At 69.0% G+C, this 24,345-nt stretch carries 28 protein-coding genes and 1 tRNA gene; 18 read left to right on the forward strand and 11 right to left on the reverse strand.

Going from position 1 to position 24,345, the window contains the following annotated elements:
• The first annotated feature begins 303 nt into the window (after positions 1-303).
• The 7 genes from EL338_RS03840 (at position 304) to EL338_RS03870 (ending at position 7,164) form a co-directional block, all read left to right on the forward strand.
• Positions 304-651 (forward strand): hypothetical protein, encoded by a 348-nt coding sequence (locus tag EL338_RS03840; protein WP_235666366.1) that lies wholly within the window; start codon positions 304-306, stop codon positions 649-651.
• Between the two features lie 9 nt (positions 652-660).
• On the forward strand, positions 661-1,395 hold the full coding sequence (locus EL338_RS03845; RefSeq protein ID WP_126332521.1) for an enoyl-CoA hydratase: 735 nt from the start codon (positions 661-663) through the stop codon (positions 1,393-1,395).
• On the forward strand, positions 1,395-2,510 hold the full coding sequence (locus EL338_RS03850; protein ID WP_126336663.1) for an MBL fold metallo-hydrolase: 1,116 nt from the start codon (positions 1,395-1,397) through the stop codon (positions 2,508-2,510). Before EL338_RS03845 ends, EL338_RS03850 begins: the two co-directional genes overlap by 1 nt.
• A 67-nt stretch (positions 2,511-2,577) precedes the next feature.
• Entirely contained in the window at positions 2,578-4,056 is a 1,479-nt protein-coding gene (locus EL338_RS03855; RefSeq protein WP_126336664.1) for a serine hydrolase, read from the forward strand.
• Positions 4,053-6,458, forward strand: coding sequence for a cation-translocating P-type ATPase (locus EL338_RS03860; protein WP_126332522.1), 2,406 nt, complete (start codon positions 4,053-4,055; stop codon positions 6,456-6,458). Before EL338_RS03855 ends, EL338_RS03860 begins: the two co-directional genes overlap by 4 nt.
• A 45-nt stretch (positions 6,459-6,503) precedes the next feature.
• Positions 6,504-6,716, forward strand: coding sequence for an antitoxin (locus tag EL338_RS03865; protein WP_126332523.1), 213 nt, complete (start codon positions 6,504-6,506; stop codon positions 6,714-6,716).
• Positions 6,717-6,729: 13 nt separating this feature from the next.
• Positions 6,730-7,164 carry a type II toxin-antitoxin system Rv0910 family toxin gene (locus EL338_RS03870; RefSeq protein ID WP_126332524.1) on the forward strand — a complete coding sequence of 145 codons (435 nt, stop codon included), beginning with the start codon at positions 6,730-6,732 and terminating at the stop codon, positions 7,162-7,164.
• Positions 7,165-7,173: 9 nt separating this feature from the next.
• On the opposite strand, the gene EL338_RS03875 is transcribed toward EL338_RS03870, so the two are convergent.
• Genes EL338_RS03875 through EL338_RS03890 form a run of 4 tightly spaced genes read right to left on the reverse strand, consistent with a single transcriptional unit; the run spans position 7,174 to position 10,223 of the window.
• Positions 7,174-8,748, reverse strand: a complete 1,575-nt coding sequence (locus tag EL338_RS03875; RefSeq protein WP_179967159.1) for a sensor histidine kinase — start codon at positions 8,746-8,748, stop codon at positions 7,174-7,176.
• Positions 8,741-9,391 carry a response regulator gene (locus tag EL338_RS03880; protein ID WP_126332525.1) on the reverse strand — a complete coding sequence of 217 codons (651 nt, stop codon included), beginning with the start codon at positions 9,389-9,391 and terminating at the stop codon, positions 8,741-8,743. Before EL338_RS03880 ends, EL338_RS03875 begins: the two co-directional genes overlap by 8 nt.
• 9 nt (positions 9,392-9,400) lie before the next feature.
• On the reverse strand, positions 9,401-9,751 hold the full coding sequence (locus EL338_RS03885; RefSeq protein ID WP_126332526.1) for a hypothetical protein: 351 nt from the start codon (positions 9,749-9,751) through the stop codon (positions 9,401-9,403).
• Between the two features lie 34 nt (positions 9,752-9,785).
• Positions 9,786-10,223, reverse strand: a complete 438-nt coding sequence (locus EL338_RS03890; protein WP_126332527.1) for a cupin domain-containing protein — start codon at positions 10,221-10,223, stop codon at positions 9,786-9,788.
• Between the two features lie 123 nt (positions 10,224-10,346).
• Between EL338_RS03890 and EL338_RS03895 the strand changes: the two genes are divergently transcribed.
• Genes EL338_RS03895 through EL338_RS03905 form a run of 3 tightly spaced genes read left to right on the forward strand, consistent with a single transcriptional unit; the run spans position 10,347 to position 13,026 of the window.
• Entirely contained in the window at positions 10,347-11,897 is a 1,551-nt protein-coding gene (locus EL338_RS03895) for an ABC-F family ATP-binding cassette domain-containing protein (protein ID WP_126332528.1), read from the forward strand.
• Positions 11,894-12,307 carry a hypothetical protein gene (locus EL338_RS03900; protein WP_126332529.1) on the forward strand — a complete coding sequence of 138 codons (414 nt, stop codon included), beginning with the start codon at positions 11,894-11,896 and terminating at the stop codon, positions 12,305-12,307. The genes EL338_RS03895 and EL338_RS03900 overlap by 4 nt, the downstream gene beginning before the upstream one ends.
• A gap of 35 nt (positions 12,308-12,342) precedes the next feature.
• Positions 12,343-13,026, forward strand: a complete 684-nt coding sequence (locus EL338_RS03905; RefSeq protein WP_179967242.1) for a GAF and ANTAR domain-containing protein — start codon at positions 12,343-12,345, stop codon at positions 13,024-13,026.
• Between the two features lie 27 nt (positions 13,027-13,053).
• Here EL338_RS03905 and EL338_RS03910 read toward each other — a convergent pair whose 3' ends face one another.
• A complete protein-coding gene (locus EL338_RS03910) occupies positions 13,054-13,287 on the reverse strand; it encodes a hypothetical protein (protein ID WP_235666367.1) in 234 nt (77 codons plus the stop codon).
• Between the two features lie 161 nt (positions 13,288-13,448).
• Here EL338_RS03910 and EL338_RS03915 point away from each other — a divergent pair, with 161 nt between their 5' ends.
• Genes EL338_RS03915 through EL338_RS26430 form a run of 4 tightly spaced genes read left to right on the forward strand, consistent with a single transcriptional unit; the run spans position 13,449 to position 16,322 of the window.
• The gene (locus EL338_RS03915) at positions 13,449-14,360 is read left to right on the forward strand and encodes a metal ABC transporter substrate-binding protein (RefSeq protein WP_126332531.1); all 912 of its coding nucleotides are present in this window, start codon (positions 13,449-13,451) and stop codon (positions 14,358-14,360) included.
• Positions 14,357-15,073 carry a metal ABC transporter ATP-binding protein gene (locus tag EL338_RS03920; protein ID WP_126332532.1) on the forward strand — a complete coding sequence of 239 codons (717 nt, stop codon included), beginning with the start codon at positions 14,357-14,359 and terminating at the stop codon, positions 15,071-15,073. Before EL338_RS03915 ends, EL338_RS03920 begins: the two co-directional genes overlap by 4 nt.
• Positions 15,070-15,924 (forward strand): metal ABC transporter permease, encoded by an 855-nt coding sequence (locus EL338_RS03925; protein WP_126332533.1) that lies wholly within the window; start codon positions 15,070-15,072, stop codon positions 15,922-15,924. The genes EL338_RS03920 and EL338_RS03925 overlap by 4 nt, the downstream gene beginning before the upstream one ends.
• Entirely contained in the window at positions 15,921-16,322 is a 402-nt protein-coding gene (locus tag EL338_RS26430) for a hypothetical protein (protein WP_235666368.1), read from the forward strand. The genes EL338_RS03925 and EL338_RS26430 overlap by 4 nt, the downstream gene beginning before the upstream one ends.
• A gap of 6 nt (positions 16,323-16,328) precedes the next feature.
• On the opposite strand, the gene EL338_RS03935 is transcribed toward EL338_RS26430, so the two are convergent.
• On the reverse strand, positions 16,329-16,994 hold the full coding sequence (locus EL338_RS03935) for a winged helix-turn-helix transcriptional regulator (RefSeq protein ID WP_126332534.1): 666 nt from the start codon (positions 16,992-16,994) through the stop codon (positions 16,329-16,331).
• 61 nt (positions 16,995-17,055) lie between these two features.
• On the opposite strand from EL338_RS03935, the gene EL338_RS03940 reads away from it, so the two are divergent.
• Together EL338_RS03940 and EL338_RS03945 are read left to right on the forward strand one after the other, a co-directional pair.
• Positions 17,056-17,925 carry an alpha/beta fold hydrolase gene (locus EL338_RS03940; RefSeq protein WP_126332535.1) on the forward strand — a complete coding sequence of 290 codons (870 nt, stop codon included), beginning with the start codon at positions 17,056-17,058 and terminating at the stop codon, positions 17,923-17,925.
• The gene (locus EL338_RS03945) at positions 17,925-18,239 is read left to right on the forward strand and encodes a TfoX/Sxy family protein (RefSeq protein WP_126332536.1); all 315 of its coding nucleotides are present in this window, start codon (positions 17,925-17,927) and stop codon (positions 18,237-18,239) included. Before EL338_RS03940 ends, EL338_RS03945 begins: the two co-directional genes overlap by 1 nt.
• On the opposite strand, the gene EL338_RS03950 is transcribed toward EL338_RS03945, so the two are convergent.
• The 5 genes from EL338_RS03950 to EL338_RS03970 all read right to left on the reverse strand — a co-directional run bounded on the left by EL338_RS03950 (position 18,236) and on the right by EL338_RS03970 (position 22,200).
• Positions 18,236-19,834 (reverse strand): HNH endonuclease signature motif containing protein, encoded by a 1,599-nt coding sequence (locus EL338_RS03950; RefSeq protein ID WP_126332537.1) that lies wholly within the window; start codon positions 19,832-19,834, stop codon positions 18,236-18,238. The two genes, EL338_RS03945 and EL338_RS03950, sit on opposite strands and share 4 nt — an antisense overlap.
• A gap of 141 nt (positions 19,835-19,975) precedes the next feature.
• Positions 19,976-20,048: transfer RNA gene (locus EL338_RS03955), tRNA-Arg, on the reverse strand.
• Between the two features lie 113 nt (positions 20,049-20,161).
• Positions 20,162-20,944: a TIGR03621 family F420-dependent LLM class oxidoreductase gene (locus EL338_RS03960; protein ID WP_126332538.1), complete on the reverse strand. Its 783-nt coding sequence runs from the start codon at positions 20,942-20,944 to the stop codon at positions 20,162-20,164.
• Between the two features lie 161 nt (positions 20,945-21,105).
• Entirely contained in the window at positions 21,106-21,348 is a 243-nt protein-coding gene (locus EL338_RS03965) for a hypothetical protein (RefSeq protein ID WP_126332539.1), read from the reverse strand.
• 60 nt (positions 21,349-21,408) lie between these two features.
• Positions 21,409-22,200 (reverse strand): SDR family oxidoreductase, encoded by a 792-nt coding sequence (locus EL338_RS03970; protein WP_126332540.1) that lies wholly within the window; start codon positions 22,198-22,200, stop codon positions 21,409-21,411.
• Between the two features lie 48 nt (positions 22,201-22,248).
• Here EL338_RS03970 and EL338_RS03975 point away from each other — a divergent pair, with 48 nt between their 5' ends.
• A complete protein-coding gene (locus EL338_RS03975; RefSeq protein WP_126332541.1) occupies positions 22,249-23,241 on the forward strand; it encodes a phosphotransferase enzyme family protein in 993 nt (330 codons plus the stop codon).
• Positions 23,242-23,293: 52 nt separating this feature from the next.
• On the forward strand, positions 23,294-24,343 hold the full coding sequence (locus EL338_RS03980) for a type III polyketide synthase (RefSeq protein ID WP_126332542.1): 1,050 nt from the start codon (positions 23,294-23,296) through the stop codon (positions 24,341-24,343).
• Positions 24,344-24,345 lie beyond the last annotated feature (2 nt).

A 24,345-nucleotide genomic window follows, 5' to 3' on the forward strand; every position in this document is an offset into this window, starting at 1 on the left:
GCCGTCTCTGGAGCGCCCTTCGATCAAATCGCGTCACCTGCGGGTGACGGATATCCACAGGGGTGACTGGCGAGCAGGCCCGGGCTGTGCGTGACTGTCACCCGAGGGTGACGGGTTACAGCCGAGGACCGGCATGGAGAGGCGCGCGTCTTGGTGCATTGAACGAACCGGGCCCTGTCTGGCCGGCCTCTCGATCAAATCGCGTCACCTGCGGGTGACGGTTATCCACAGGGTGACTGGCGAGCACGTCCCGGCTGTGCGTGACTGTCAACAGAACGTGACGCGATTTGATCGAGGAGCCGCGTGGACAGCAGCAGCGAACCCTGCAGCAGCGAACCCTGGTGGAAGGAAGATCCCACCATCCGGGCATTCAAGGAACAGGCCTGCGCGGACTTCCAGAAGGCCGTCGAAGAAGCCAAACCGATCGATCACGAACGCGCGAACGAGCCCGACCCGGTCACTGTGGAGTTCTACTCCGGCAGGCTCCGGCGGGGTCTGGTCGCTGCCCGCGACCGGTTGGCGAAGGCCCGGGCCAACTACGACGACACGGTGATCCAAGCTCGCGCGGCGGGAATGTCGTGGGGCGAGATCGCGACGTTGCTCGGCGTAGCGCGCCAGCAGCTGCACCGCCGGTATCGAGACCGCAGTTAGTCTGGGCGCATGATCGGAATCACCCGCAACGGCAACGTCATGACCCTCGAGATGCAACGGGAGGAGCGGCGCAACGCTCTGAACTGTGAACTCGTCGACGCCCTCCGCGAGGCCGTCGAACACGCCGCCGAGCAGGACATCCGCGCCATCGTGTTGACCGGTGCGGGCCCGGTGTTCAGTTCCGGTGCCGATCTCACCGACGCCGCCGGGATGGCGGAGAAACTCCCGGACAAGGCGCTGGCCCTGAACCTGGCGATCGACAAGGCCCCGGTCCCGGTGATCGGCGCCATCAACGGTCCGACCATCGGCGCCGGGGTGATCCTGTCGCTGATCTGCGATCTGCGGGTGGTGGCGCCGGAGGCGTACTTCCAGTTCCCGATCGCCAAGTACGGGCTGGCCATCGACAACTGGAGCGTCCGCCGACTCACCTCACTGGTCGGGGCCGGCCGGGCCCGCGGCATGCTGTTGGCCGCCGAGAAACTCACCGCCGACACAGCACTGCACACCGGGTTGGCCAACCGGATCGGCACCCTTGCCGACGCGCAGGCCTGGGCCGCCGAGATCGCCGGGTACGCGCCGCTGTCGCTGCAGCACTCCAAGCGGGTGCTCAACGACGACGGTGCCTACGAGCAGCCGTGGCCCGAACACAAGGAGATGTTCGACCGGGCCTGGGCCAGCAAGGACGTCATCGAGGCTCAGGTGGCGCGCATCGAGAAGCGGCCACCGAACTTCATCGGGGCGTGATGCTCTCCTCGGCGATCCGGTTGGTGGGCGGCACCGCCGCGCTGGCGACGGGCGGCTGGCTGCTGCGCGCGCTCCACGGTGCGCCGTCCGCCCTGGGCGCCGGCGCGGACGCCATCGCCAAGGTCGCCGACGGCTCGTCGAACTACCACGACGGCGTCTTCCACAACCTGGAGCCGGCCTCGCTGATCAGCCTGACCCGCCAGGACCAGTGGCGACTGCTCCACGACATGTTCGACGGCGCGAAGAGCGGTCCGGGCCGGCCCATCCCGGTGATCACCCCCGACACCGGCATCCCGGCCGCCGACCTGGCGGTCACCTGGTACGGGCACTCGTCGGCGGTCATCGAGGTCGACGGCTACCGCGTCCTGGCCGACCCGGTCTGGAGCCGGCGCTGCTCACCGTCGCGCAGCGTGGGCCCGCAGCGGCTGCACCCGGTGCCGGCTCCGCTGACGGCGCTGCCCGCCATCGACGCGGTCATCATCAGCCACGACCACTACGACCACCTCGATGTCGACACCATCAAAGAGCTTGTGCAAACCCAGAATTCGGCGTTCTACGTCCCGTTGGGAATCGGCGCGCACCTGCGCACCTGGGGCGTCCCCGAGGACCGCATCGTCGAGTTGGACTGGAACCAGGCCGGCGAGCTCGGCGAGCTGCGCATCGTCTGCACCCCAGCCCGGCACTTCTCCGGGCGCTTCCTGACCCGCAACACCACGCTGTGGTCGTCGTGGGCGATCGTCGGCCCGCGGCACCGCGCCTTCTTCGGCGGCGACACTGGCTACACCGCCAGCTTCGCCGACATCGGCGACGAGCACGGCCCGTTCGATCTGACCCTGATGCCGGTGGGCGCCTACCACCCGGGCTGGCCGGACATCCACATGAACCCGGAGGAGGCGGTGCGGGCCCACCGCGACGTCACCGACGCGGGCAAGGGGCTGTTCGTCCCCATCCACTGGGCCACCTTCCGGCTGGCCCCGCACCCGTGGTCCGAACCCATCGAGCGGATGCTCGCCGCGGCCACCGAGTCGGCGGTCGCGGCCGCGGTGCCGCGCCCCGGCCAGCGCGTCGAGAAAGCGCCGGCCGCCCCGCAGACCGACCCCTGGTGGCGCTTGTAACCCGCCTCGGCGGCCCGCACCGGCTACGGTTTGGGGTGTGAAACGCGCGGCGGTGCTGGGTGTCCTGATGACGCTGGTCGTGTCCGGATGTCAGGCGCCCGAGCGGCCCTCGACCATGGAACTGCCCGCCGCGGCGGTCGACAACGCGGTGGCGAAGCTGACCGGGATCGCCGAGGACCTGATGAATTCCTCGGGCATCCCGGGCATGGCGGTCGCGGTGGTGCACGAGGGAAAGACCATTTACGCCAAGGGCTTCGGCGTCAAGGACATCCGCGAGGACGACACCCTGGACAACCGCGTCAACCGGGACACCGTCTTCCAGGTGGCCTCGTTGTCCAAGTCGCTGTCGGCCTCGGTGGTCGCCCGGCGGGTCGGCGCCGGGTCCATCGACTGGGACACCCCGCTGGTCTCGAAGCTGCCCGACTTCGCGCTGGCGGATCCGGCCGTCACCGCGATGGTCACCGTCGGCGACATGTTCGCCCACCGTTCCGGTCTGCCCGACCACGCCGGGGATCTGCTAGAGGACCTCGGCTACGACCGCGGCTACGTGCTGAGCAAGCTGCGCGAACTCCCGCTCGACGGCTTCCGAACCTCCTACGCCTACACCAACTTCGGCCTGACCGCCGCCGCCGAGGCGGTGGCCGCCGCGGCCGGCAAGTCCTGGGAGCAACTGGCCGACGATGTGCTCTACGAGCCGCTGGGCATGACCTCGACGAGTTCGCGCTTCACCGACTACGAGAACCGATCCAACCGGGCCGTCGGCCACCTGCGCATCGACAACCGCTACGAGCCGCGCCTGCAGCGTGACGCCGACCCGCAATCACCGGCCGGCGGCGTCAGTTCCTCGGTCGCCGACCTGGCGCACTGGTTGACGATGATCCTGGCCGAGGGCGGGTCCGAGGCGCTGCTGCCCGCGGTGACCCCGCAGATCGTGTCCCGCCGGCCCACCGAACCGGCCATGCGCGCAGGGTTTTACGGCTACGGGTTCAACGTCGGCACCACCTCGGCGGCCCGCACGCAGCTCAGCCATTCGGGGGCCTTCGAACTCGGGGCCGCCGCCAACTTCGTCGTGCTCCCGTCGGCCGACGTCGGCATCGTCGCGCTGACCAACGCCACCCCGTCCGGCGTCCCGGAGACCCTCACCGCCGAATTCGCCGACCTGGTGCAGTTCGGGGAGGTCCGCGAGGACTGGCGTGGGCTCTACCGCGACGCGTTCGCGGACCTGGACGCCCCGGTCGGGTCGCTGGTGGGCAAGACGCCGCCGACGTCGCCGGCCCCGGCACCACCGCTGCCGGAGCTGGCGGGCACGTACGCCAACGACTACTGGGGGCCGGCCACCGTGACCGAACGCGACGGGAAGCTGACCCTGTCGCTGGGGCCCAACGCCGAGCCGTGGCCGCTGACGCACTGGGACGGCAACGTCTTCACCTTCGGTTTCCTCAGCGAGAACGCGCCGCCGGGCACCATCTCAAAGGCTAGTTTCAACGGTGACACGTTGGAGCTCGAGTACTTCGACGCCGAGGGCAAGGGAACTTTCACGCGATGACCGAGACGACCGTCGTCGAGCCGCTCGCCGGTCTCTCCGATGAAGAGGTGGCCCAGCGCGTCGTTGCCGGCAAGACCAACGACGTGCCGACCCGGGCCGCGCGCAGCGTCTCGGAGATCGTCCGCTCCAACGTCTTCACCCGGATCAACGCGATCCTCGGGGTGCTGTTCTGCATCGTGCTGGCGACCGGCTCGCTGATCAACGGGCTGTTCGGGCTGCTGATCATCGCCAACAGCGGCATCGGCATCATCCAGGAGATCCGGGCCAAGCGCACCCTGGACCAGCTCGCCATCGTCGGGCAGGCCCGGCCGACGGTGCGGCGCCGGTCCGGCACCGCGGCGCTGCCGCCCAACGAGGTGGTCCTCGACGACGTCATCGAGGTGGGGCCGGGGGATCAGATCGTCGTCGACGGCGAGATCCTCGAGGAGGCCAATCTTGAGGTCGACGAGTCGCTGTTGACCGGGGAGGCCGACCCGATCGCCAAGGACGCCGGCGACAAGGTGATGTCCGGCAGCTTCGTGGTCGCCGGCACCGGGGCCTACCGCGCGACCAGGGTCGGCCGGGAGGCGTACGCCGCGCAGCTCGCCGAGGAGGCCAGCAAGTTCACGCTGGTGAAATCCGAACTGCGCAGCGGCATCAACAAGATCCTGAGGTTCGTCACCTACCTGCTGTGGCCCGCCGGGCTGTTGACCATCTACACCCAGCTGTTCACCACCGACGTGGGCTGGCGCGAATCGGTGCTGCGGATGGTGGGCGCGCTGGTCCCGATGGTTCCCGAGGGCCTGGTGCTGATGACGTCGATCGCGTTCGCGGTCGGCGTGATCCGGCTGGGCCGACGCCAGTGTCTGGTCAACGAACTGCCCGCCATCGAGGGCCTGGCCCGGGTGGACGTGGTGTGCGCCGACAAGACGGGCACGCTGACCGAGAACGGGATGCGCTTCGCCGAACTCAAGGCGCTCGGCGGCATCGAGCGCGACCGGATCGACGCCGCGCTGGCCGCGCTGGCCGCCGACGACCCCCGGCCCAATGCCAGCATGCAGGCCATCGCCGAGACGTTCGCCACCTCGCCGGGCTGGCAGGCCGCCGCCTCGGCCCCGTTCAAGTCCGCGACCAAGTGGAGCGGCACGTCCTACGGCGAGCACGGCAACTGGGTGATCGGCGCCCCGGACGTGCTGCTCGACGCCGGCTCCGCGGCCGCCGCCGAGGCCGAACGCATTGGCGCCCAGGGGCTTCGGGTGCTGTTGCTCGGATCCTCGGACCGTCCCGTCGACGCCCCCGACGCCCCGGGTCAGGTGACGCCGGCGGCGCTGGTGGTGCTCGAGCAGAAGGTCCGCCCCGACGCCCGCGACACCCTGGATTACTTTGCCGGCCAGAAGGTCTCGGTCAAGGTCATCTCCGGTGACAACGCCGTCTCGGTGGGCGCGGTCGCCGATTCGTTGGGTCTGCACGGCGCCACCCTGGACGCGCGCCAGCTGCCCGAGGAGCAGGACGCGCTGGCCGAGGCGCTGCAGAGCCACACCACCTTCGGCCGGGTCCGGCCGGACCAGAAACGCACCATGGTGCACGCGCTGCAGTCCCGCGGACACACCGTGGCGATGACCGGCGACGGCGTCAACGACGTGCTCGCCCTCAAGGACGCCGACATCGGGGTGGCGATGGGCTCGGGTAGCTCGGCGACCCGAGCCGTCGCGCAGATCGTGTTGCTGGACAACAAGTTCGCCACCCTGCCCTACGTGGTGGGGGAGGGCCGCCGGGTCATCGGCAACATCGAGCGGGTCTCCAACCTGTTCCTCACCAAGACCGTCTACTCGGTGTTGTTGGCGCTGCTGGTCGGCATCGTCGGGTTGGGTTCGCAGATCTTCGACTACGACCCGCTGCTGTACCCGTTCCAGCCGATCCACGTCACCATCGCGGCGTGGTTCACCATCGGCATCCCGGCGTTCATCCTGTCGCTGGCCCCCAACAACGAACGCGCCCACACCGGTTTCGTGCGCCGGGTGATGCTGGCCGCGCTGCCGTCGGGCATGACGGTCGGGATCGCGACCTTCGTCTCCTACCTGGTCGCCTACGAGGGCAACGACGTCTCCCGCGAGGTCCAGAACCAGGCCTCCACGGCGGCGTTGATCACGCTGCTGATCGCGGGTTGGTGGGTGTTGGCGACGGTGGCCCGCCCCTACCAGTGGTGGCGGGTGCTGCTGGTGGCGGTGTCCGGGTTGGCCTACATCGTGATTTTTTCGATCCCGCTGGCCCGCCACCTGTTCATGCTGGACCCGTCCAACCTGGCGACTACCAGCAGCGCAGTGCTGATCGGCCTGCTCGCCGCGGGTGTGATCGAGGGGTTGTGGTGGCTGCAGGGCCGATTCCTCGGCGAACCGAGGCGGTTGTGGAAGGTCGAGGACTAGCGTTCACTGGGAAACCGACGCAATCGAAAGGGAGGCGCAGCACCCATGTCGTTCCTCGACAAGGCCAAGAACCTGCTCGGAAAGAACGCCGACAAGGTCGGCGGCGCGATCGACAAGGCCGGCGATTTCGTCGACCAGAAGACGGACGGCAAATACGCCGGGCACGTCGACAAGGCCCAGGACGCCGCCAAGGACGCGGTCCAGAAGATGGATCCCACCCAGGCGGATCCCAACCATAAGGACACTCCGCCCGCCTGACAGAATTGCCCGCGTGGCGAAGCTATCTGTCTCTGTGGACGTGCCGCTCCCACCCGAGCAGGCCTGGGAGTGCGCGGCTGATCTGTCCCGTTACAAGGAGTGGCTGACCATCCATCGGGTGTGGCGCAGCGCGCTGCCGGAAACGCTGGAAAAGGGCACCACCCTGGACTCGATCGTCGAGGTCAAGGGGATGGCCAACCGGGTCAAGTGGACGATCGTGCATTACAAGCCCCCGCAGGCGATGACGCTCAACGGCGACGGCCGCGGCGGCGTCAAGATCAAGCTGATGGCCAAGATCACGCCCAAGGGCGACGGGTCGGTGGTCACCTTCGACACCCACCTCGGCGGGCCGGCGCTGTTCGGGCCCATCGGGATGGTGGTCGCGGGCGCGCTCAAGGGCGACATCCGCGAGTCGCTGAACAACTTTGTGAAGGTCTTCACGGGCTGAGCGCCCCGGTCAGGGCAGCGGCACCGACCACACGAGGCGGGCCCCGCCCTCGGGGCCGGCACCGAGGTCCAGCGCACCGCCGCATTCGCGGGCGCGCGCGTCGAGGTTCGCCAACCCGCTGCGGCTCGTGACCTCCGGAAACCCGGCGCCGTTGTCGGTCACCGTGATCGTCAGGTTGTCGGCGATCTCGACGGTGACCGACACCGCCGCGGCGTCGGCGTGGCGCACCGCGTTGCTGACGGCCTCGCGCACCACGGCCTCGGCATGATCGGCCAGGCCGGCCTCGACCACCGACAGTGGACCGCTGACGTGGAAGGTGGCCCGGACCGGGGAATCGGCCGTCATCTGCGTGACCACCTGCTCGAGACGCTGCCGCAGTCGGGTCACGCTCCCGCCGTGCAGATCGAAGATGGCGGTGCGGATCTCCTGGACCACTTCCTGCAGGTCGTCGAGCGCCCCGGAGATGCGCGCCGAGGTGCCCTCGGCATCGGAGGTCCGCGCACCTTGCAGCGACAGTCCGATGGCGAACAACCGCTGGATGACGTGGTCGTGCAGATCGCGGGCGATGCGGTCGCGGTCGGAGAGCACATCGAGTTCGCGCATCCGCCGCTGCGCGGTGGCCGACTGCAACGCCTGGGCGCACTGGTCGGCGAACGCCGCCATCATGTCGAGTTGCTCGGGGGTGCAGGCCGACGGGTCGTCCGCCACGCACAGCAACACCCCGGAGACCACGGCCGGCTCGCGCATCGGCAGCACCAGCGCGATGCCGCCGTCCGCGGCGGCCTGAAAGTCATCGAAGCCGTTGAGCCGCATCGGCTTCCGTTCGGTGAAGGCGCGCCCGGCGGCGCTGCCGTTGACCGGCACCGCGCGCCCGATCAGCTCCGCGCGGGTGGCCGCGGCGACGGTCAGGGCGTGGTCCTCGCCGGGGACCAGCAGCGCGCTGTACGCGGCGCCGGTGAGCCGCGCCGCGGCGTCCACGATCTGGTCGTGCACGACGACGGGGTCCTGTCCGGCCAGCAGATTCGAACTGAGGTCCCGGGTCGCCTCGATCCATTGCTGCCGGGTCTGCGCCGCCTGGTACAGCCGCGCATTCTCGATGGCGATGCCGGCGGCGGCGGCCAGCGCCTGCACCAAAACCTCGTCGTCCGCACTGAATTGGCGACCGCCGCGCTTCTCGGTCAGATACAGGTTGCCGAACACCTGATCGCGGGTGCGGATCGGGACGCCGAGAAAGCTGCGCATCGGCGGGTGGTGCGGGGGAAATCCCACCGACGACGGATGCTGCGAAAGGTCTTCGATCCGAACGGGTTCGGTGGTGTGGAACAGCAGACCGAGCACGCCCTGACCGGAGGGCAGCGGGCCGATCAGGCGGCGGGTGGCGTCGTCCATGCCCTCGTGCAGGAACCGTTCCAGCCGGTGATGGGATTCGGTGCTGGCCACGCCCAGGGCGCCGTACTGGGCGTCCACCAGGCGCATCGCGGTGTGCACGATGGTCTGCAGGGTCTGCTCGAGGTTCAGGTCGGAGGTGACCGCCAGCAGCGCGTCGACCAGGCCGTTGCGGGCCCGGGCCTCGGCGCTACTCACGGCCCTGCCGCAGCTCGGCGGCCAGCAGCGCGGCCTGGGTGCGGCGGTGCATGCCCAGCTTGGCCAGCAGTCGCGAGACGTAGTTCTTGACGGTCTTCTCGGCCAGGAACATCCGCTCGCCGATCTCCCGGTTGGTCAGTCCCTCGCCGAGCAGGTCGAGCAGCGTGCGCTCGGTCTGCGTCAGATCGCGCAACCGGGCGTCTTCCGGTTCGGAGCCGCGAGTGTCCTCCCGCAGCTTGGACATCAACGCGGCGGCCGCGCGGTTGTCCAACAACGACTTCCCCGCGCCCACCTCCTTGATGGCCTTGGCCAGTTCCATCCCGCGGATGTCCTTGACGACGTAGCCGCTGGCGCCGGCCAGGATAGCGTCGAGCATCGACTGCTCGTCGGTGTAGGAGGTCAGGATCAGGCAGCGCAGCTGATCGTGGGCGGCCAACAGGTCCCGGCACAGGTCGATGCCGTTGCCGTCGGGCAGGCGCACGTCGAGCACGGCCACATCGGGATTGGCGGCCGGGATGCGCGCCTTGGCCTCGGCCACCGAACCCGCCTCCCCGACGACCGTGAGGTCCGGATCGCCGCTGAGCAGGTCGGCCAGCCCCCGCCGGACAACTTCGTGGTCGTCGACCAGGAAAACCGAGATCACCCGGCTAGATTAACGCGTGGGCAGCGTTCTGACCGTGGAGCCGCCGTCGGTCCAGGCCTGCACGGCGGCGTCGAGGGCGCCACCACGGTAGACCAGCACGGCCGCGGTGTGACCGTGCGGCAGTTCGGCGGCCACCGCGTCCAGGTCGTGTCGGCTGATCAGTCCGGAGGCGGCTCCGTCCAGTGCGGCCAGTCGCGGGTCCACCCGGTCGGCGGCCACGGTGCTCGCCACCCCGGCGATGCTGTGGACGAACTCCAGGTCGGCTATCGCGATCTCACCCGCGCTCGCGAGTTCGAGAAGACGGTCGAATCCGCCACTCGCTGCGGACGGTTCACTGAATTCGATCACCAGCTGCTGCACAGCTTGTTTCTACCAGCTGCATCGACGTTGCCGGTCAACCGTGCATCGTGAAGTCGGCGAAATCGAAACCCGGCACCACCACGCAACTCACCAGGCAGGGCTCGTCGTCACGGGGCCGCGCGCGCTGCCAGTGCCCCGGCGGCACGACGATCTGTGGGCTTTGTCCGGCGGCGATGTCGCTGCCGAGCAGATGCGTTGTCGCGGTGTCGGTTTCGGCGCCAATCTCGAGCAGCAGCGGCCCGCCGCGGTGATAGAGCCACAGCTCGGTGCTGCGCACGGTGTGCCACGCCGACTGCTGCCCGCCGAGCAACAGGAACAGGATGGCCGTTCCGGCGTTGCGCACCCCCGCGTACTCCGAAGGTAGGGCGGGCGCGGCGATGCTCAGTTCGCTGCGCCAGGTCTCCCTGAAGAAGCCGCCCTCGGGGTGCGGCGCGAGGTCGAGGTGCCGGGCCCAGCCCGGGAGCTCTTGCATCGCCCCAGCCTAAGGAAATTCGGTTGCCGCCGTCCGACGACGTGCCTACCGTGGTGCCCATGATCGACAGCAGGGTTGCCTTCGCACGCTGACCCCCGGCCGCCGTCCCTTCGCAGGAGCGCCATGTCTGTCATTCTCAACAATCTCGGTTTCACCTGGTCCGACGGCACCGTCGTGCTGTCGGACCTCACGGCCACCTTCGGTGCCGGCCGCACCGGCCTGGTCGGCGCCAACGGCTCCGGCAAGTCGACCCTGCTGCGGGTCATCGCCGGCCTGCTGCCGCCCGGCAGCGGCACGGTCAGCGTCGACGGCGCTGTGGCCTACCTACCCCAGACGCTGACCCTCGAGGTGGGTACCAGCGTCGCGGAGTTGCTCGGGATCGCCGAGCGCCGGGCGGCGCTGGCCGCCATCGAGGCCGGCGACGCCGCCGCGGAGCACTTCGAGACCGTCGGCGACGACTGGGACATCGAGGCCCGGGCCCGCGCGCTGCTGGCCGAGCTCGGGCTGGCCCACCTGGATCTGGACCGTGACGTCGGGTCGATTTCCGGCGGCGAGGCGATGCTGGTGGCCATCGCGGGCGTCCGGGTGACGGGCGCCGAGGTCACCCTGCTCGACGAACCCACCAACAACCTGGACCGGGCCGCGCGGGCCGCGCTGATCAACCTGCTCGCCGACTGGCCGGGCACGCTGCTGGTCGTCAGCCACGACGTCGCGCTGCTGGACCGGATGTCCGACACCGCCGAACTGCACGACGGCGTGCTCACGGTGTTCGGCGGTCCCTACCGGCAGTGGCGGGCCCAGTTGGACGCCGAGCAGTCGGCGGCGCGGCAGGCCGTGCGCACCGCCGAACACGCGGTCAAGGTCGAGAAGCGCCAGCGGGTGGAGGCCGAGACCAAGCTCGCCCGCCGCAATCGGACCGCCAAGAAGAACCGCGACAGCCTGCCGAAGATCGTGGCCAGCATGCGTGGGTCGGCGGCCCAGGTGTCGGCGGGCAAGCTGCGCACCGGCCACGACGACCGGCTGCGGGCTGCCCGCCAGTCCGCCGCGGCCGCCGCGGCGCGGGTCCGCGACGACGAGCACATCCGCGTCGAGCTGCCGGACCCGCAGCTGCCGGCGGGCCGGACGGTCGCCCAGATCGGCACGCTCACGGTGACCGGGCCGCAGCGGATCGCGCTGATCGGCCCCAACGGGGTCGGCAAGACGACACTGCTGCGCGATCTACTGGGCGGCGCCGGCCTGCGCACCGACCGGGTCGGCTACCTCCCGCAGCGCCTCGACGGGCTCGACGAGGACGCCACCGTCCTGGACACGGTGCGCGCCGCTGCCCCGGCGGCGGACGCCGAGACCGTCCGCGCACAGCTCGCGCGGTTCCTGCTGCGCGGCGACACCGTGCACCGCCGGGTGGGCACCCTGTCCGGCGGGGAACGGTTCCGGGTGGTGCTGGCCCGGCTGCTGCTCGCCGAACCACCGGCACAGCTGATCGTGCTCGACGAACCGACCAACAACCTCGACCTCACCAGCGTCGACCAACTCGTCGACGCGCTGACCGACTACCGCGGGGCCCTGCTGGTGGTCAGCCACGACGATGCGTTCCTCGAGCGCCTCGGCCTGGACCGGATCTGGGCAATGTCGGCGCCGGGGCGACTGCGCGAAACGGATACGCTCAGAGCATGACTCGCGTGCGTCCCGGCTGGTTGGTGGCCCTGTGCGCGGGCGTGTTGACGGTGAGCGCCTGGTTGCCGTGGCTGACGACGAGCGCCGACGGCGGTGGCCGGGCCAGCGCGATCGGCGGGACGGCCGGTGCCATGACCCTGCCGGCGGGGTTCGGCGCCGGGCAGCTGATCGTCCTGCTGACCTCGACGCTGCTGGTGGCCGGGGCGATGACCGCGCGCGGGCTGTCGGCGAAGTGGGCGGCTGTCGTCGCGCTGGTGAACTCGCTGCTGCTCGGGGCGCTGACCGCGTTGTACTACCACCTGCACGTCGGCGAGGGCGTCACGCTCGGCTACGGGTTCTACATCGCCGCGGTCAGCATCGCGGGTGCCGTGGCGTTCTCGGTGTGGTCGCTCATCGCGACGCGTAATTGAGGATCGCGGTGGGGCCGATGTGCGACAGTTTGGTGGTGCGCGCCCAATCGGATCACTCGCTGGCCAACCAGATGGCGGAGTTGGCCCGCAACCTGGCCGTTCCGCTGCAGCTCGATCAGGTGCTCGAAGGCGTGACCCGCTCGGTGCTCGAGGTCCTGCCGGGTGCGGAGATGGCCGGGTTCCTGCTGTTCACCAAGGCCGAGAAGTTCGAGACCCAGGCCGCCACCGCGGACCTGATGTACACCATCGACGCGCTGCAGGTTCGACACGGGGAGGGCCCCTGCATGGAGGCGGCGATCGACGAGTTGATCGTGCGCACCGACGACTTCGAGCATGAGCAACGCTGGCCGCACTTCACGGCCGATGTGCTCGATCTGGGGCTGCGCAGCGCGCTGTCGTTCAAGCTCTACACCAGCCAGCGCAACGCCGGGGCGCTCAACATCTTCAGCACCCAGCCCAATGCGTTCGGGCCCGAGGACGAGGCGCTGGGCCAGGTGCTGGCCGCTCATGCCGCGGCGGCCATCCTGGCCAGCCGCCAGGGTGAGCAGTTGAAGTCGGCGTTGAACAGTCGTGACCTGATCGGGCAGGCCAAGGGGATCATCATGGAACGGTTCGACGTCGACGCGGTGCGCGCCTTCGAGATGCTGCGCGAACTGTCCCAGTCGTCCAACGTCAAACTGGTCGAGATCGCCCAGCAGGTGATCGAGAAACGAGGGTGACCCGCCGCCCGAGGGCGGCGGGACCACTCAGTCGTCCTTGTGGTGACGCCAGTGCTTGCCCTTGCCGTGCCCGCGCGGACCGTCGTACCAGACGTTGACGCCCGGCACATCCACGCATGCGCTGGCGTACCCGTACGGGCCGCTCACGCAAAGGTTCGGACCCGCAGACGCTGGGGCGGCGACGGCGGTAGCAAAGCCCAGGGGCACCGCTGCAGCCACCACGCCGATCGCGCTTCGGCGAATCATGTTCTGCCAGCTCACTTTAACCTCCGGCTCAATCCCCGACTGAATCGGATTACCTGTGCGATGTGTAGCCTACCTTACTGATTTAGCAGCAGGATCCGGACCAACCCGGGCGCGGTAGTTTAAGGTCAGTCGAACTTCGATTAGCGGGTCCTCGAACTAGGGGTTGGGAGGCCGGGTTGTCCCATCGGCGCTTCGCGGCGGCGCTGGCGGCGGTCGTCATCGCCGCGAGCGGCTGCACCTCGGCCGATGAGGTCGAACCGGACCGGCCGGTGGTGTTGACCACCTTCACCGTGCTGGCCGACATCGCCAGGAACGTCGCCGGGGACCACCTGATCGTCGAGTCGATCACCAAGCCCGGCGCGGAGATCCACGGTTACGAACCCACCCCCGGTGACATCAAGAAGGCCGCCCGCGCGGAACTGATCCTGGACAACGGGCTGAATCTGGAGGCCTGGTTCGCCCGGTTCGTCGAGGGCACCGACGCTCCGCACGTCGTGGTCAGCGAGGGCATCGACCCGATCGACATCGCCGGGGACGCCTACGCCGGGCTGCCCAACCCGCACGCCTGGATGTCCCCGCTGAACGCCGCCATCTACGCGGACAACATGGCCGTGGCCTTCGCCGAACTGGACCCCGAACACGCACCGGACTACCGGACCAACGCCGCGGCCTACCGGGAGGAACTCCAGCAGGTACAGAACGAACTCGTCGCCGCGTTGGAGGGGCTGCCGGCCAACCAGCGCGCCCTGGTCACCTGCGAGGGGGCGTTCTCGTACCTGGCTCGCGACGCGGGGCTGACCGAGAAGTACATCTGGCCGGTCAATGCCGAACAACAGGCCACCCCGCGGCGCGTCGCCTCGGTGATCGAGTTCGTCGACGCCAACGACGTGCCCGCCGTGTTCTGCGAATCGACGGTGTCCGACGCCCCGATGCAGCGCGTCGTCGAGGACACCGATGCGGCGTTCGGCGGCGTGCTGTTCGTCGACTCGCTGTCGGAGGCCGACGGACCCGTGCCCACCTACCTGGACCTGATCCGGTACGACGCGTCCACGATCGTCGCGGGACTCGCCGGCGGGCACCGCCCGTGACCGACGTTCTGGAGGTCGACGCGGTGACCGTCCGCTACGGGGCGGTGGTGGCGTTGCGGGAGGCGTCGCTGTCGATCGGCGCCGGCCGGGTGTGCGGTCTGATCGGCATGAACGGATCCGGCAAGTCGACGCTGTTCAAGGCGATCATGGGGTTACTGCGCGCCGACACCGGGCGCATCCTGATCGACGGCGGCACGCCCGCGCGGGCCCGCAAGGACGGTGTCATCGGCTACATGCCGCAGAACGAGGCCGTCGACTGGAAGTTCCCCGTGTCGGTGCGCGACGTCGTGATGACCGGGCGCTACGGACACCTGGGCCCCACGCGCCGAGCCCGCCGCGACGACCACGATGCGGTCGACGAGGCGTTGCGCCGCGTCGGGTTGCACGATCACCAGGATCGGCAGATCGGGCAACTGTCGGGCGGGCAGCGCAAGCGCGCGTTCCTGGCGCGGTGCATCGCGCAGAACGCCAGGCTGTTGCTGCTCGACGAGCCGTTCGCCGGGATCGACAAGCACAGCGAGGCCACCATCAGCGCGCTGCTGCGCGAACTCGCCGCCGGCGGGTCGACCATCGTGGTGGCCACCCACGACCTGGTGGCGCTGCCGGGTCTGGCCGACGAGGCCGTCCTGCTCATGCGGACCGTGCTGATGCACGACGCGCCGGAGGTCGTGCTGCAACCGCAGAACCTGGCGAAAGCGTTCGGGCGCCCATGAACATCGTCGAATTCCTGGTCGAGCCAATGCAACTGGAGTTCATGGCGCGCGCGACCATCACCACGCTGGTGGCGTCGGTGGTGTGCGCGACGCTGTCGTGCTGGCTGGTGCTCATCGGTTGGTCGCTGATGGGCGACGCGGTCTCGCACGCGGTGTTGCCCGGGGTGGTGCTGGCCTACATCGTCGGCGCGCCGTTCGCGTTGGGAGCGGTGCTGTTCGGGGTGCTCGCCGTCGCGCTGATCGGCGTGGTCCGCGACAGCAGTCGGCTCAAGGAGGACGCCGCGATCGGCGTCGTGTTCACCACCTTGTTCGCGCTGGGGTTGGTGCTGGTCTCCGTGACGCCGAGTCAGGTGGACCTCAACCACATCATCTTCGGCAACCTGCTCGGCGTCTCGCGCGCGGATCTGGTGCAAGTGCTGATCCTGGGCGGCATCGTGTTGACGGTGCTGGTGTTCAAGCGCCGCGACTTCACGCTGTACGCCTTCGACGCCACCCACGCCCATGCCATCGGACTGAATCCGCGGTTGCTCGGCGCGGCGCTGCTGGGTCTGCTGGCGCTGACCGCGGTGGTGGCCTTGCAGGCCGTGGGCGTGGTGCTGGTGGTCGCGCTGCTGATCATCCCCGGCGCCACGGCGTATCTGCTCACCGACCGGTTCGGACGGATGATGCTGATCGCCCCGAGCCTGGCCGCGGTGTGCGGGCTGATCGGGATCTACCTCAGCTACTACCTGGACGCCGCGTCGGGCCCGATGGTGGTGCTGGCCAACGGGGTTGCCTTCACCCTGGCGTACCTGTTCAGCCCGAGCCAGGGGATCGTGACGACGAGGGTGCTGCGAAGGCTGAGTGCATGATTCGATCGGTGTTTGTTGCGGCGGGGTTGGCGGTCGTGGTTTCGGCGTGTGGCGGCGGCGGTGAGTCGGCCGCGCCGTCCACGGTGACGGTCCGCGAAACGGTGACTTCTGTGCCGGTCGTCCCGGCGGCGCCGGCCGCGCCCGCCCCCGCGCAGTCCTGGACGATGCCGGACCTGCGCGGCAAGAACCTGCAGGATGCTCAGGACGCCATTCAGTTGCTCACCAACAACCAGGTGTTCTTCAGCGGGTCGACTGACCTGACGGGGCAGGGGCGCAATCAGATCATGGATCGCAACTGGCAGGTGTGCACATCCACGCCCGCGCCGGGGGCGAGCTTCACGGCCGAGACGTCGATCGACTTCGGCGTGGTGCGCATCGACACCGAGAGCTGTCCCTGACAGCAATCACGCCGGCTGCAATTTCGGGGCTTCGAAGAAGGCGCGCAGCGCGTCCTTCTCACCCTGAATTTCGATGACCGCGGCGACGTCGTCGAGGGCGAGTAGGCCCGCGCAGAGTCCCAGCACGATGGGCGCCTCCGCGCGTAGGACCGCGTCGACCTGGTCGGCATCGGGGATGGTCACATCGATCCCGGTGGGCGTGGCGTGCACCCGCACCGCCCCACCGGCGGCTCCGGTCACCGCGAGTTGCACGGTGACCGATCTGTCTTTCGGCGCCCGGCCGGCGAACAGGGCGGGCAGCGCGAGAAGCAGCCACTCCGAGCGGAATTCGTCGCCCTCGGAGCCGCGGATCATCAGCGGCGTCGACCAGCGAATCAGCCCTTCGATGGGTTCGCGTAGCTCGGCGCCCCACGGGGTGAGTGCGTAGGCGATCGCTGAGCCGTCTGATCCCAGTCCTCGTTCGACCAGCCTTCGTTCGACGACGCCGGCCGCCTCGAGATCGCGCAGGCGGTTGGTCAACAGGTTGGTGGCGATGCCGGCCAGGCCGTCCCGGAGTTCTTGGTAGCGCGCGGGCCCCACCAGCAGCTGCCGGACGATCAATAAATTCCACCGGTCGCCCACGACGTCGAGGGCGCGGGCAAGCCCGCAGTATTGGCCGTAGTCTCGACTCATCACCCCTCCACTTGATAATTTAAAGTCCACTTGATGATATCAACTCGACGAAGGGGTGGACATGACGGTGGCGCAGCGGCCCGGTTGGGTCGACGACAAGCTGTTCCCGTTCGAGAGTCGCTTCCTCGACGTCGACGGGAACTCGGTGCACTATGTGGACGAGGGGGCGGGTCCGACACTCCTGTTCCTGCACGGCAACCCGACGTGGTCGTTCGTATATCGCGACGTGATCGCCGCTCTACGCAATGAATTCCGGTGTGTTGCAATTGATTATCCCGGCTTCGGGCTGTCTGCGGCCAGGTCCGGATACCGGTTCCTGCCCCTCGAGCACGCGCGGGTGACCGCGGCGGTCATCGAGGCTCTCGGGTTGAGTGGAATCACTCTGGTGGTCCATGACTGGGGAGGCCCGATCGGGCTGGCCGCGGCGCAACAGCATCCCGCGGCCGTCGACCGACTGGTGGTGGCGAACACCGCGGCTTGGCCGATCGACGCGTTGCGCGTGCAGGTCATGTCCCACGTGGTCGGTGGTCCGATCGGGCGGCTGCTGATCCGCCAACTCAATCTCTTCGTCAATGCGATGATTCCGGCCGGCCACCGGCTGACGAAGCTCAGCGCCGAGGAGATGGCCCACTATCGGCAGGCCCTCGACAGTCCCGCGCGACGGGAAGGCTCGGCCGTCTTTCCCCGCGAGATCACCGGCAGTCGCGCTTTTCTCGCCGACGTCGAGGCCGGCCTTCCCAGTCTTGCGGCTTTGCCGGCGCTGATCATCTGGGGCGACGGTGATATCGCGTTCGGTGACGAGGAACTGCGTCGCTGGGAATCGATACTCGCCGACCACCAGACCGTCGTCGTTGAGGGGGCCGGCCACTTTGTCCAATCCGATGCTCCCGCACGGTTCGCAGCGGCGATCCGCGACTGGTATGGGTCCTGATGGCCTACGACGTCGAGTTGGCGGAGCGCGTGCGGCGGCTGCTCGTGGACATTCCGGATGTGCGTGAGCAGGCGATGTTCGGCGGGCTGGGTTTCCTGGTCGGGGGCCGGATGGCAGTCGCCGCGAGTAGCCACGGAGGGCTCATGGTTCGTGTCGGCGCCGAGTCCGCCGAGGAACTCCTGGCAACCACGGCCGCGGAACCGATGCAGATGAAGGGCCGGGACATCCGCGGGTGGCTCCACATCGACGGTGACCAGTTGCGTTCCCGGCCGCACCTCGCCGCCTGGGTCGCGATCGGAGTCGACGCGGTTTAGAAGGGTGGTTCGTCGGGGTCTGTGGTGGGTGTTTGCGGTGGTGGGCGCCAGTCGGCGGTGATGGTTGGGTCTTCGGGTGGGTCGTTGACCCAGGTGCAGTAGGGGCTGGTGCTGGGGGTCCCTTTGAGGAGGTGGAGTCGGCGGCGGACTTCGTTGCGCCATTGGCGGAGGTCGATTTCTTGGGCGCGGGCGTGGTTGAGCTGTTGGGTTTCGATGTTGGTGGCGCGTTTGGCGGCCATTCCGGCGCGGGCCAGGAGGGTGCGGCGGGTTTTTTCGGCGTGGCGGTTGCGCGGTAGCGGGGCGGGGGCGGCGCAGGCGGCGATGTCGGGAAAGAGTTCGGCGCCATCGGGGGTGCTGCGGTAGACCCGCCCGGTCGGGGAGGTCCATTCGATGGTGCCGTCGTGGTGTTGTTTGTTGCGCCAGCCGTCGGGGCCGGTGTGGAAGGTTTTCAGGCGATGATGTTCTCGGCATTTCGGGTCGAGGTTGCCGGTCAGGGTCCAGCCGCCGCCGAAGGGGTGGCGGTGGTCGAACGGGACGGTGTGGTCGAGGTCGGCACGCCAGGCGGAGCGGTTGCAGCCGGGGAAACTGCAGGTGAGGCTGCGGCACCGGACCCAGCGGGTGGCGGCGGCGCTGGGTTGGTGGCGCAGCAGCTCGTCGGCTCCGGCGTGGGGTTCGGGTCGGGTGGTGGGGCGCAGCAGGGCGCCGGCATCAGCGAGGTCGCGGACTTGGGCGGCGTCGATGACGCCGTAGCCATCGAGGTAGCCGGGGGCCTCGGAAGTACCGGTGAGGGTCTCGGCGCTGGCGATGACGTTGATGACCACCCGCCCCGTGGCGGGGCCGGCGGCTTGGGTGGTGCGAGTGGGGCAGTCGGTGTTCTCACACGCACACGCCAGGGTGGCGTGGCCTTCGCCGAGAGCGGCCATCGCGTCGGCGCGGCGTTGATCGAGGGTGCGGGGGTCTTCTGAGCAGACTCCGCGGGCCATCGCGGTGAGGCGTTGGTCGAACAGTACGGCGGCGGGGGCGGTGAGTTTCCCGTCGATGCGGGCCATCCCGTTGGGTTGGGTCTTCAGGGTGACGCGGCGGTCGGTGTCGGCGGTTTTGCGGCGTTCTTTGGCGGCTTCGGGATCGGCGTCGTGCACGGTGGTGTCGATGGTGTTGAGCAGTCGTCGTCGTGACCAGCAGTCCCAGGTGCTGATCTTCTCGGCCAGCTCCGCGTCCACGGTGGGCATCAGGTCGGCTTCGACGTAGTCGGTGCCGGTGCTGATCGCGGTGGCATCGGACCAGCTGATCTTGCCGTCGGCCAGCAGGGCGTGGATTCGGGGCAGGCGGGTGTCGAGGGCTTCGGCGTGGCCGACGAGCTGGCGGGCCAGGTGCGGGGTGATGTTCATCGCGGCACCGACTTCGGCGCAGGTCCGGCTGAAGCCGGTGATCAACGCGTAGCCGGGGTCGGTGGGGTCGTGGCCTTCGGCTTCGGCGGTGCGTTCCCACAGCAGCGCCGCGATCGCCCCCGTACGTCGAGCATGGTTCGCCGATTCGGCGCGGCGGGTGTCTTCGACCACCGCGACCAGCTCATCGGGCGAGCTCGACTCGAACATGCGTTCGATTCTACACGGATGTGGAAAGTTCTGTCCAGTGTCATCTCGCAAAACTGTCACCGATGTCCTGAGACATCACAAAAACGATGTCGAGAGTTTGCTGTGAAGAAAAATGCTGCGAAGAAGTCGCAAAAACCAGGGTGCCCCCGGCAGGATTCGAACCTGCGACACCGGCTTTAGGAGAGCCGTGCTCTATCCCCTGAGCTACGGGGGCGGACCGGTGGAAGTGTACTTGGCGCGCGAAACCACGCGTTGCGGACCGCGCCTGTGGACAACCGTCATCGAACGACGAGATTCAGTCGAAGGCCGCGCCGAACACATCACGCCCTACCGCAACTCCGCGATCACCTTCGCGAAGTACGCCGAGTCCTTGAGCTGAACCGAGAACGACGTCAACCCATGCTCATCGCGCAACGCCCGCAGCTTGTCGGCGGACTCGCGGGGAGTACCCGAGAGCACTCCGGGCAGCGCCAGGATCTCCGCATCGGACAGTCCGGGCGCGTAGCGGCGCGGCATCTTCAGATCCGGCAGACCTGAGTCGCCCGAGGGTGCCGCGGTGATCGCCAGGTCCAGCACCACTGGGCGCCCCTCGGCGGCGGCCCGCACCAACTCGATGCGCTCGGTCCCGGTCACCCCGACAATGTCGGCATGCCGGGCCGCGACCGTGAGCACCCGCTCGCCGCTGCCGGCGATCAGCAGCGGGATCTCGGGATGATGCCGGCGCAGGTACTTGGCGACGTGTTCGAGATGGGTGACCCGGGCCCCGGCACTGGGGAAGGGGATCTCGGCGGCCTCGAATTCCTCCCGCACATATCCGGCGCCCAAACCGAGGTCGAGCCGACCATCGCTGAGCGTGTGCACCTCGGCGGCATCGCGCGCCAGCAGCGCCGGGCTGTAGAACGCCGCGTTCATGACATAGGTGCCGACCCGGATCTTCGAGGTCGCCTGCGCCGCCGCGGTCAGTACCGGGAACGGGGCGGGGGCACCGAGGTGGTCCGGGATGTTCAGCACGTCGAACCCGGAATCCTCACAGCGCCAAGCGGTTTCCCGCAGAGCCGCGCGCGACTGCACGGAGTTGATTCCTACGGCGAAGCGGAAGTCGACAGTCATCACCGCAAGATGCTACCGGCTGATTCCCGGCAGCCCAGGAAACTCTGCGAAGACCGCAAGTGCGCGGAAGCAGTTGGGCCAGTTGCGGTACCGCTGACATATCGGTAATCCCGGAGTTGGATCACGATGCGGGCCGACAATCCGGCGGGGAGGACTGCGGTTTAGAAGACCATCCCGGCGCCGTAGAACGGGTCGCCGTACCACGGCATGGCGTACACGGGCGGCCGCGAAACAATCTGGGTGTTACCGGGGCTGCTGCACATGGTGGTGGCGCCGCCGGCGAAGCCGCCGCCCTCGCTGGTTACCTCGCACTGCGGGTTGGCGGACGCGGCCGGCGCGGCGATGATGGCCGCGGCAGCACCACCCGCCATCAAGGCGGGAACGATCAGTCGCAGGACGCGCATTGGAGGAACCCCTCTACTGGAAACCTGGATGTCTGCTGAGAAGTGTATAGCCCTACCGGCTCACAGGTCGGGTATGGGCAGGTCGAGGTTCGGAAACGTGAGGCCGCCATCGACTTCCAGGGTTTTACCGGTCAGGTAGCCGGCGGCGGGGGAGGCGAGATACACCGCCGCGGCGGCGATGTCGGCCGGATCCCCGAGCCGCCGCATGGGGGTGGCCTGCTCCATGGGGACGCGTAGTTCGTCGTTGGAGGCCACCACGTCGAGCGCCGAGGTCAGGATCGAACCGGGGGCAATCGCGTTGACCCGGATCCGCGGGCACAGATCCAGCGCGGCCAGTCGGGTGTACTGCGCCAGGGCGCCCTTGGCGGTGCCGTAGGCGGTGAATCCGCGGCTGGCGAGCCTGCCCATGGTCGAGGTGATGTTGATGATGCTGCCGCCACCGGAGTGCTCGAGCATCAGCGGCACCGCCGCCGAAGTCAGCGCGTGTGCCGTGGCGACATTGAAGGTGAAGGCGTCGCGCAGATCCTTCGTCGAGGTGTTCAGCAGCGGCGCCGGCATGCTGCCCCCGACGTTGTTCACCACGATGTCGAGGCGGCCGAACGCCTCGACCGCGGCCGCCGCGAGTTCGGCGGTGGTCTCGGGATGCGCGAGGTTGCCCGCCACGATGTGTGCGCGACGGCCCACGGCCCGGATCTGTTCGGCGACCGCCTCGAGTTCGGGGCGGGTGCGCGCGGCGATGACGACGTCGGCGCCCACCTCCGCGAACGCCACCGCGATCGCCGCGCCGAGGCCGCGGCCGGCCCCGGTGACCACGGCCACCTGGTCGTCGAGTCGGAATTTGTCGAGGATCATCGCGGTCACGCTAGCAAGGCCCCGCACCCCTGGCGGTAGGTTCTTCGCGTGAGTCCGGATCTCGATGCGCGTATCGCGGCCAAGGCGTTGACCGAGTACGACGTGGCGCCGGGATCGGAACTGCGACTGGTCAACCGTTCCGAAAACACGGTCTTCGGCCTGGCCGATGCCGGCGGCGGCGAAACGCTCATGGTCCGGGTGCACCGCCACGGCTACCACGAGCGTCAGCAGATCGAATCCGAACTCGATTGGCTGGCGGCGATTCGCCGCGACGGTGTCGTGGCGGTCCCCGAGGTGCGCGCCGCGCGCGACGGGACCCGGGTGGTCACCGTCGACGGCGTCGACGAGCGGCCCCGCCACGTGGTCTGCTTCGAGGTGGTGCCCGGCGCCCACCCCGACGAGAACCTGCTGACCGACACGGACTTCCGCGATCTGGGCCGCATCACCGCCGCCCTGCACGAGCACGCGCGCACCTGGCGTCGGCCACCGGGCTTCGACCGGTTCGCGTGGGACTGGGAGTCCTGTCTGGGACGCCGACCGCGCTGGGGCAGGTGGCAGGACTCCGTCGGGGTCGGCAGCGATCAGCGGCGACTCCTGGGCCGCGCGCAGGATCTGCTCGAGCGGCGCCTGCGCGACTACGGCGACGGCGGCGACCGCTTCGGCCTGGTGCACGCCGATCTGCGGTTGGCCAACCTGCTGGTGCACGACGGCGACATCACCGCCATCGACTTCGACGACTGCGGATTCGGCTGGTTTTTCTACGACTTCGGTGCCGCGGTGTCCTTCATCGAGGACGATCCGGCGTTGCCGGAGTGGCAGCACGCGTGGCTGGCGGGCTACCGCGAGGCCGGGGCCGTGACCGGCGCCGACGAGGGCATGCTGGCCTCCTTCGTCCTGCTGCGCCGGCTCAAGTTGCTGGCCTGGATGGGGACGCACCGCCACGCGGTGGAGTCCCAGACCAAGCTGACGACCTATGCCGAAGGTAGCTGCGAACTCGCCGAGCGGTATCTGACCTCGGGCGGACGTTTATTGCACCGATAGCGGCCGAAACGTAGTGCTGTGCGAGGGCCTTTCGAGGCCTACCGTTAACCCTATGAAGGTAACCAGCACGGCACCGAAGCTCGCCGCTTCGGCCGTGGAGTTCCCGCCGCACCGACACAGCCAAGACGAGGTGACGGCGCTTCTGGCGGCCACCGCCGGCGAGGCCTTCACGCGCTTCGCGGGCAGCAGCGGGGTGCAGACGCGCAACCTGGCACTGCCGCTCGGACGCTACCGCGAGCTGTCCGACTTCACCGAGGCCAATCAGATCTATCTGGAAGTGGCCCTTGAGTTGTCGGAGCGCGCACTGCGCAGCGCGCTGGCCCAGGCCGACGTGCGGCCCGACGAGGTCGACGTCATCTTCTCCACCACCGTGACGGGGCTGGCGGTCCCCACGCTGGACGCCCGCCTGGCCGCGCGCGTCGGGCTGCGGCCCGACGTCAAGCGGGTACCGCTGTTCGGACTCGGTTGCGTGGCAGGGGCCGCCGGCGTGGCCCGGATGCACGACTATCTGCTGGCGTACCCGGACCAGGTGGCGGTACTGGTGGCCGTCGAACTGTGTTCGCTGACCATTCAGTGGGACGACGACTCGACGGCAAACCTGGTGGCCTCCAGCCTGTTCGGCGACGGTGCGGCGGCCGTCGTCGCCGTCGGTGCGCAACGCGGCGCCCCCGGTCCGCAGGTGCTGGCCACCCGGAGCCGGCTCTACCCGGACACCGAGGACGTCATGGGGTGGCGGATCGGCGCCTCCGGCTTCAAGATCGTGCTGTCGGCGGACGTCCCGGCCGTTGCCCATAAGTATCTCGGCGAAGACGTCAGCCTGTTCCTGGCCGAGTTCGGCCTCACCCCCGAGGACGTCGGGACGTGGGTCTGCCACCCGGGCGGGCCGAAGGTGATCGAGGCCGTCGAGCAAGTGCTGAATCTGGCGCCGACGGCCCTGGACCGGACGCGGAAGTCGCTGCGGGAGAACGGCAACCTCTCCTCGGTGTCGGTGCTCGACGTCCTGCGCGCCACGCTGGCCGAACCGCCGGAACCCGGGTCGCTGGGCATGATGATCGCCATGGGGCCGGGCTTCTGCGCCGAACTCGTCCTGCTGCGGTGGTGAGC

Origin of the sequence: Mycolicibacterium chitae, assembly GCF_900637205.1 — a bacterium.
Lineage (GTDB): Bacteria > Actinomycetota > Actinomycetes > Mycobacteriales > Mycobacteriaceae > Mycobacterium > Mycobacterium chitae.

What these genes read in the sequence shown, in the direction of transcription:
- EL338_RS03900 (WP_126332529.1), top strand. Translation starts at nt 11,894, where the DNA reads ATGACTCGCGTGCGTCCCGGCTGGTTGGTGGCCCTGTGCGCGGGCGTG.
- EL338_RS03970 (WP_126332540.1), bottom strand. Translation starts at nt 22,200, where the DNA reads ATGATCCTCGACAAATTCCGACTCGACGACCAGGTGGCCGTGGTCACC.
- EL338_RS03860 (WP_126332522.1), top strand. Translation starts at nt 4,053, where the DNA reads ATGACCGAGACGACCGTCGTCGAGCCGCTCGCCGGTCTCTCCGATGAA.
- EL338_RS26430 (WP_235666368.1), top strand. Translation starts at nt 15,921, where the DNA reads ATGATTCGATCGGTGTTTGTTGCGGCGGGGTTGGCGGTCGTGGTTTCG.
- EL338_RS03960 (WP_126332538.1), bottom strand. Translation starts at nt 20,944, where the DNA reads ATGACTGTCGACTTCCGCTTCGCCGTAGGAATCAACTCCGTGCAGTCG.
- EL338_RS03935 (WP_126332534.1), bottom strand. Translation starts at nt 16,994, where the DNA reads ATGAGTCGAGACTACGGCCAATACTGCGGGCTTGCCCGCGCCCTCGAC.
- EL338_RS03850 (WP_126336663.1), top strand. Translation starts at nt 1,395, where the DNA reads ATGCTCTCCTCGGCGATCCGGTTGGTGGGCGGCACCGCCGCGCTGGCG.
- EL338_RS03855 (WP_126336664.1), top strand. Translation starts at nt 2,578, where the DNA reads ATGACGCTGGTCGTGTCCGGATGTCAGGCGCCCGAGCGGCCCTCGACC.
- EL338_RS03865 (WP_126332523.1), top strand. Translation starts at nt 6,504, where the DNA reads ATGTCGTTCCTCGACAAGGCCAAGAACCTGCTCGGAAAGAACGCCGAC.
- EL338_RS03845 (WP_126332521.1), top strand. Translation starts at nt 661, where the DNA reads ATGATCGGAATCACCCGCAACGGCAACGTCATGACCCTCGAGATGCAA.
- EL338_RS03965 (WP_126332539.1), bottom strand. Translation starts at nt 21,348, where the DNA reads ATGCGCGTCCTGCGACTGATCGTTCCCGCCTTGATGGCGGGTGGTGCT.
- EL338_RS03950 (WP_126332537.1), bottom strand. Translation starts at nt 19,834, where the DNA reads ATGTTCGAGTCGAGCTCGCCCGATGAGCTGGTCGCGGTGGTCGAAGAC.
- EL338_RS03895 (WP_126332528.1), top strand. Translation starts at nt 10,347, where the DNA reads ATGTCTGTCATTCTCAACAATCTCGGTTTCACCTGGTCCGACGGCACC.
- EL338_RS03980 (WP_126332542.1), top strand. Translation starts at nt 23,294, where the DNA reads ATGAAGGTAACCAGCACGGCACCGAAGCTCGCCGCTTCGGCCGTGGAG.
- EL338_RS03945 (WP_126332536.1), top strand. Translation starts at nt 17,925, where the DNA reads ATGGCCTACGACGTCGAGTTGGCGGAGCGCGTGCGGCGGCTGCTCGTG.
- EL338_RS03925 (WP_126332533.1), top strand. Translation starts at nt 15,070, where the DNA reads ATGAACATCGTCGAATTCCTGGTCGAGCCAATGCAACTGGAGTTCATG.
- EL338_RS03890 (WP_126332527.1), bottom strand. Translation starts at nt 10,223, where the DNA reads ATGCAAGAGCTCCCGGGCTGGGCCCGGCACCTCGACCTCGCGCCGCAC.
- EL338_RS03940 (WP_126332535.1), top strand. Translation starts at nt 17,056, where the DNA reads ATGACGGTGGCGCAGCGGCCCGGTTGGGTCGACGACAAGCTGTTCCCG.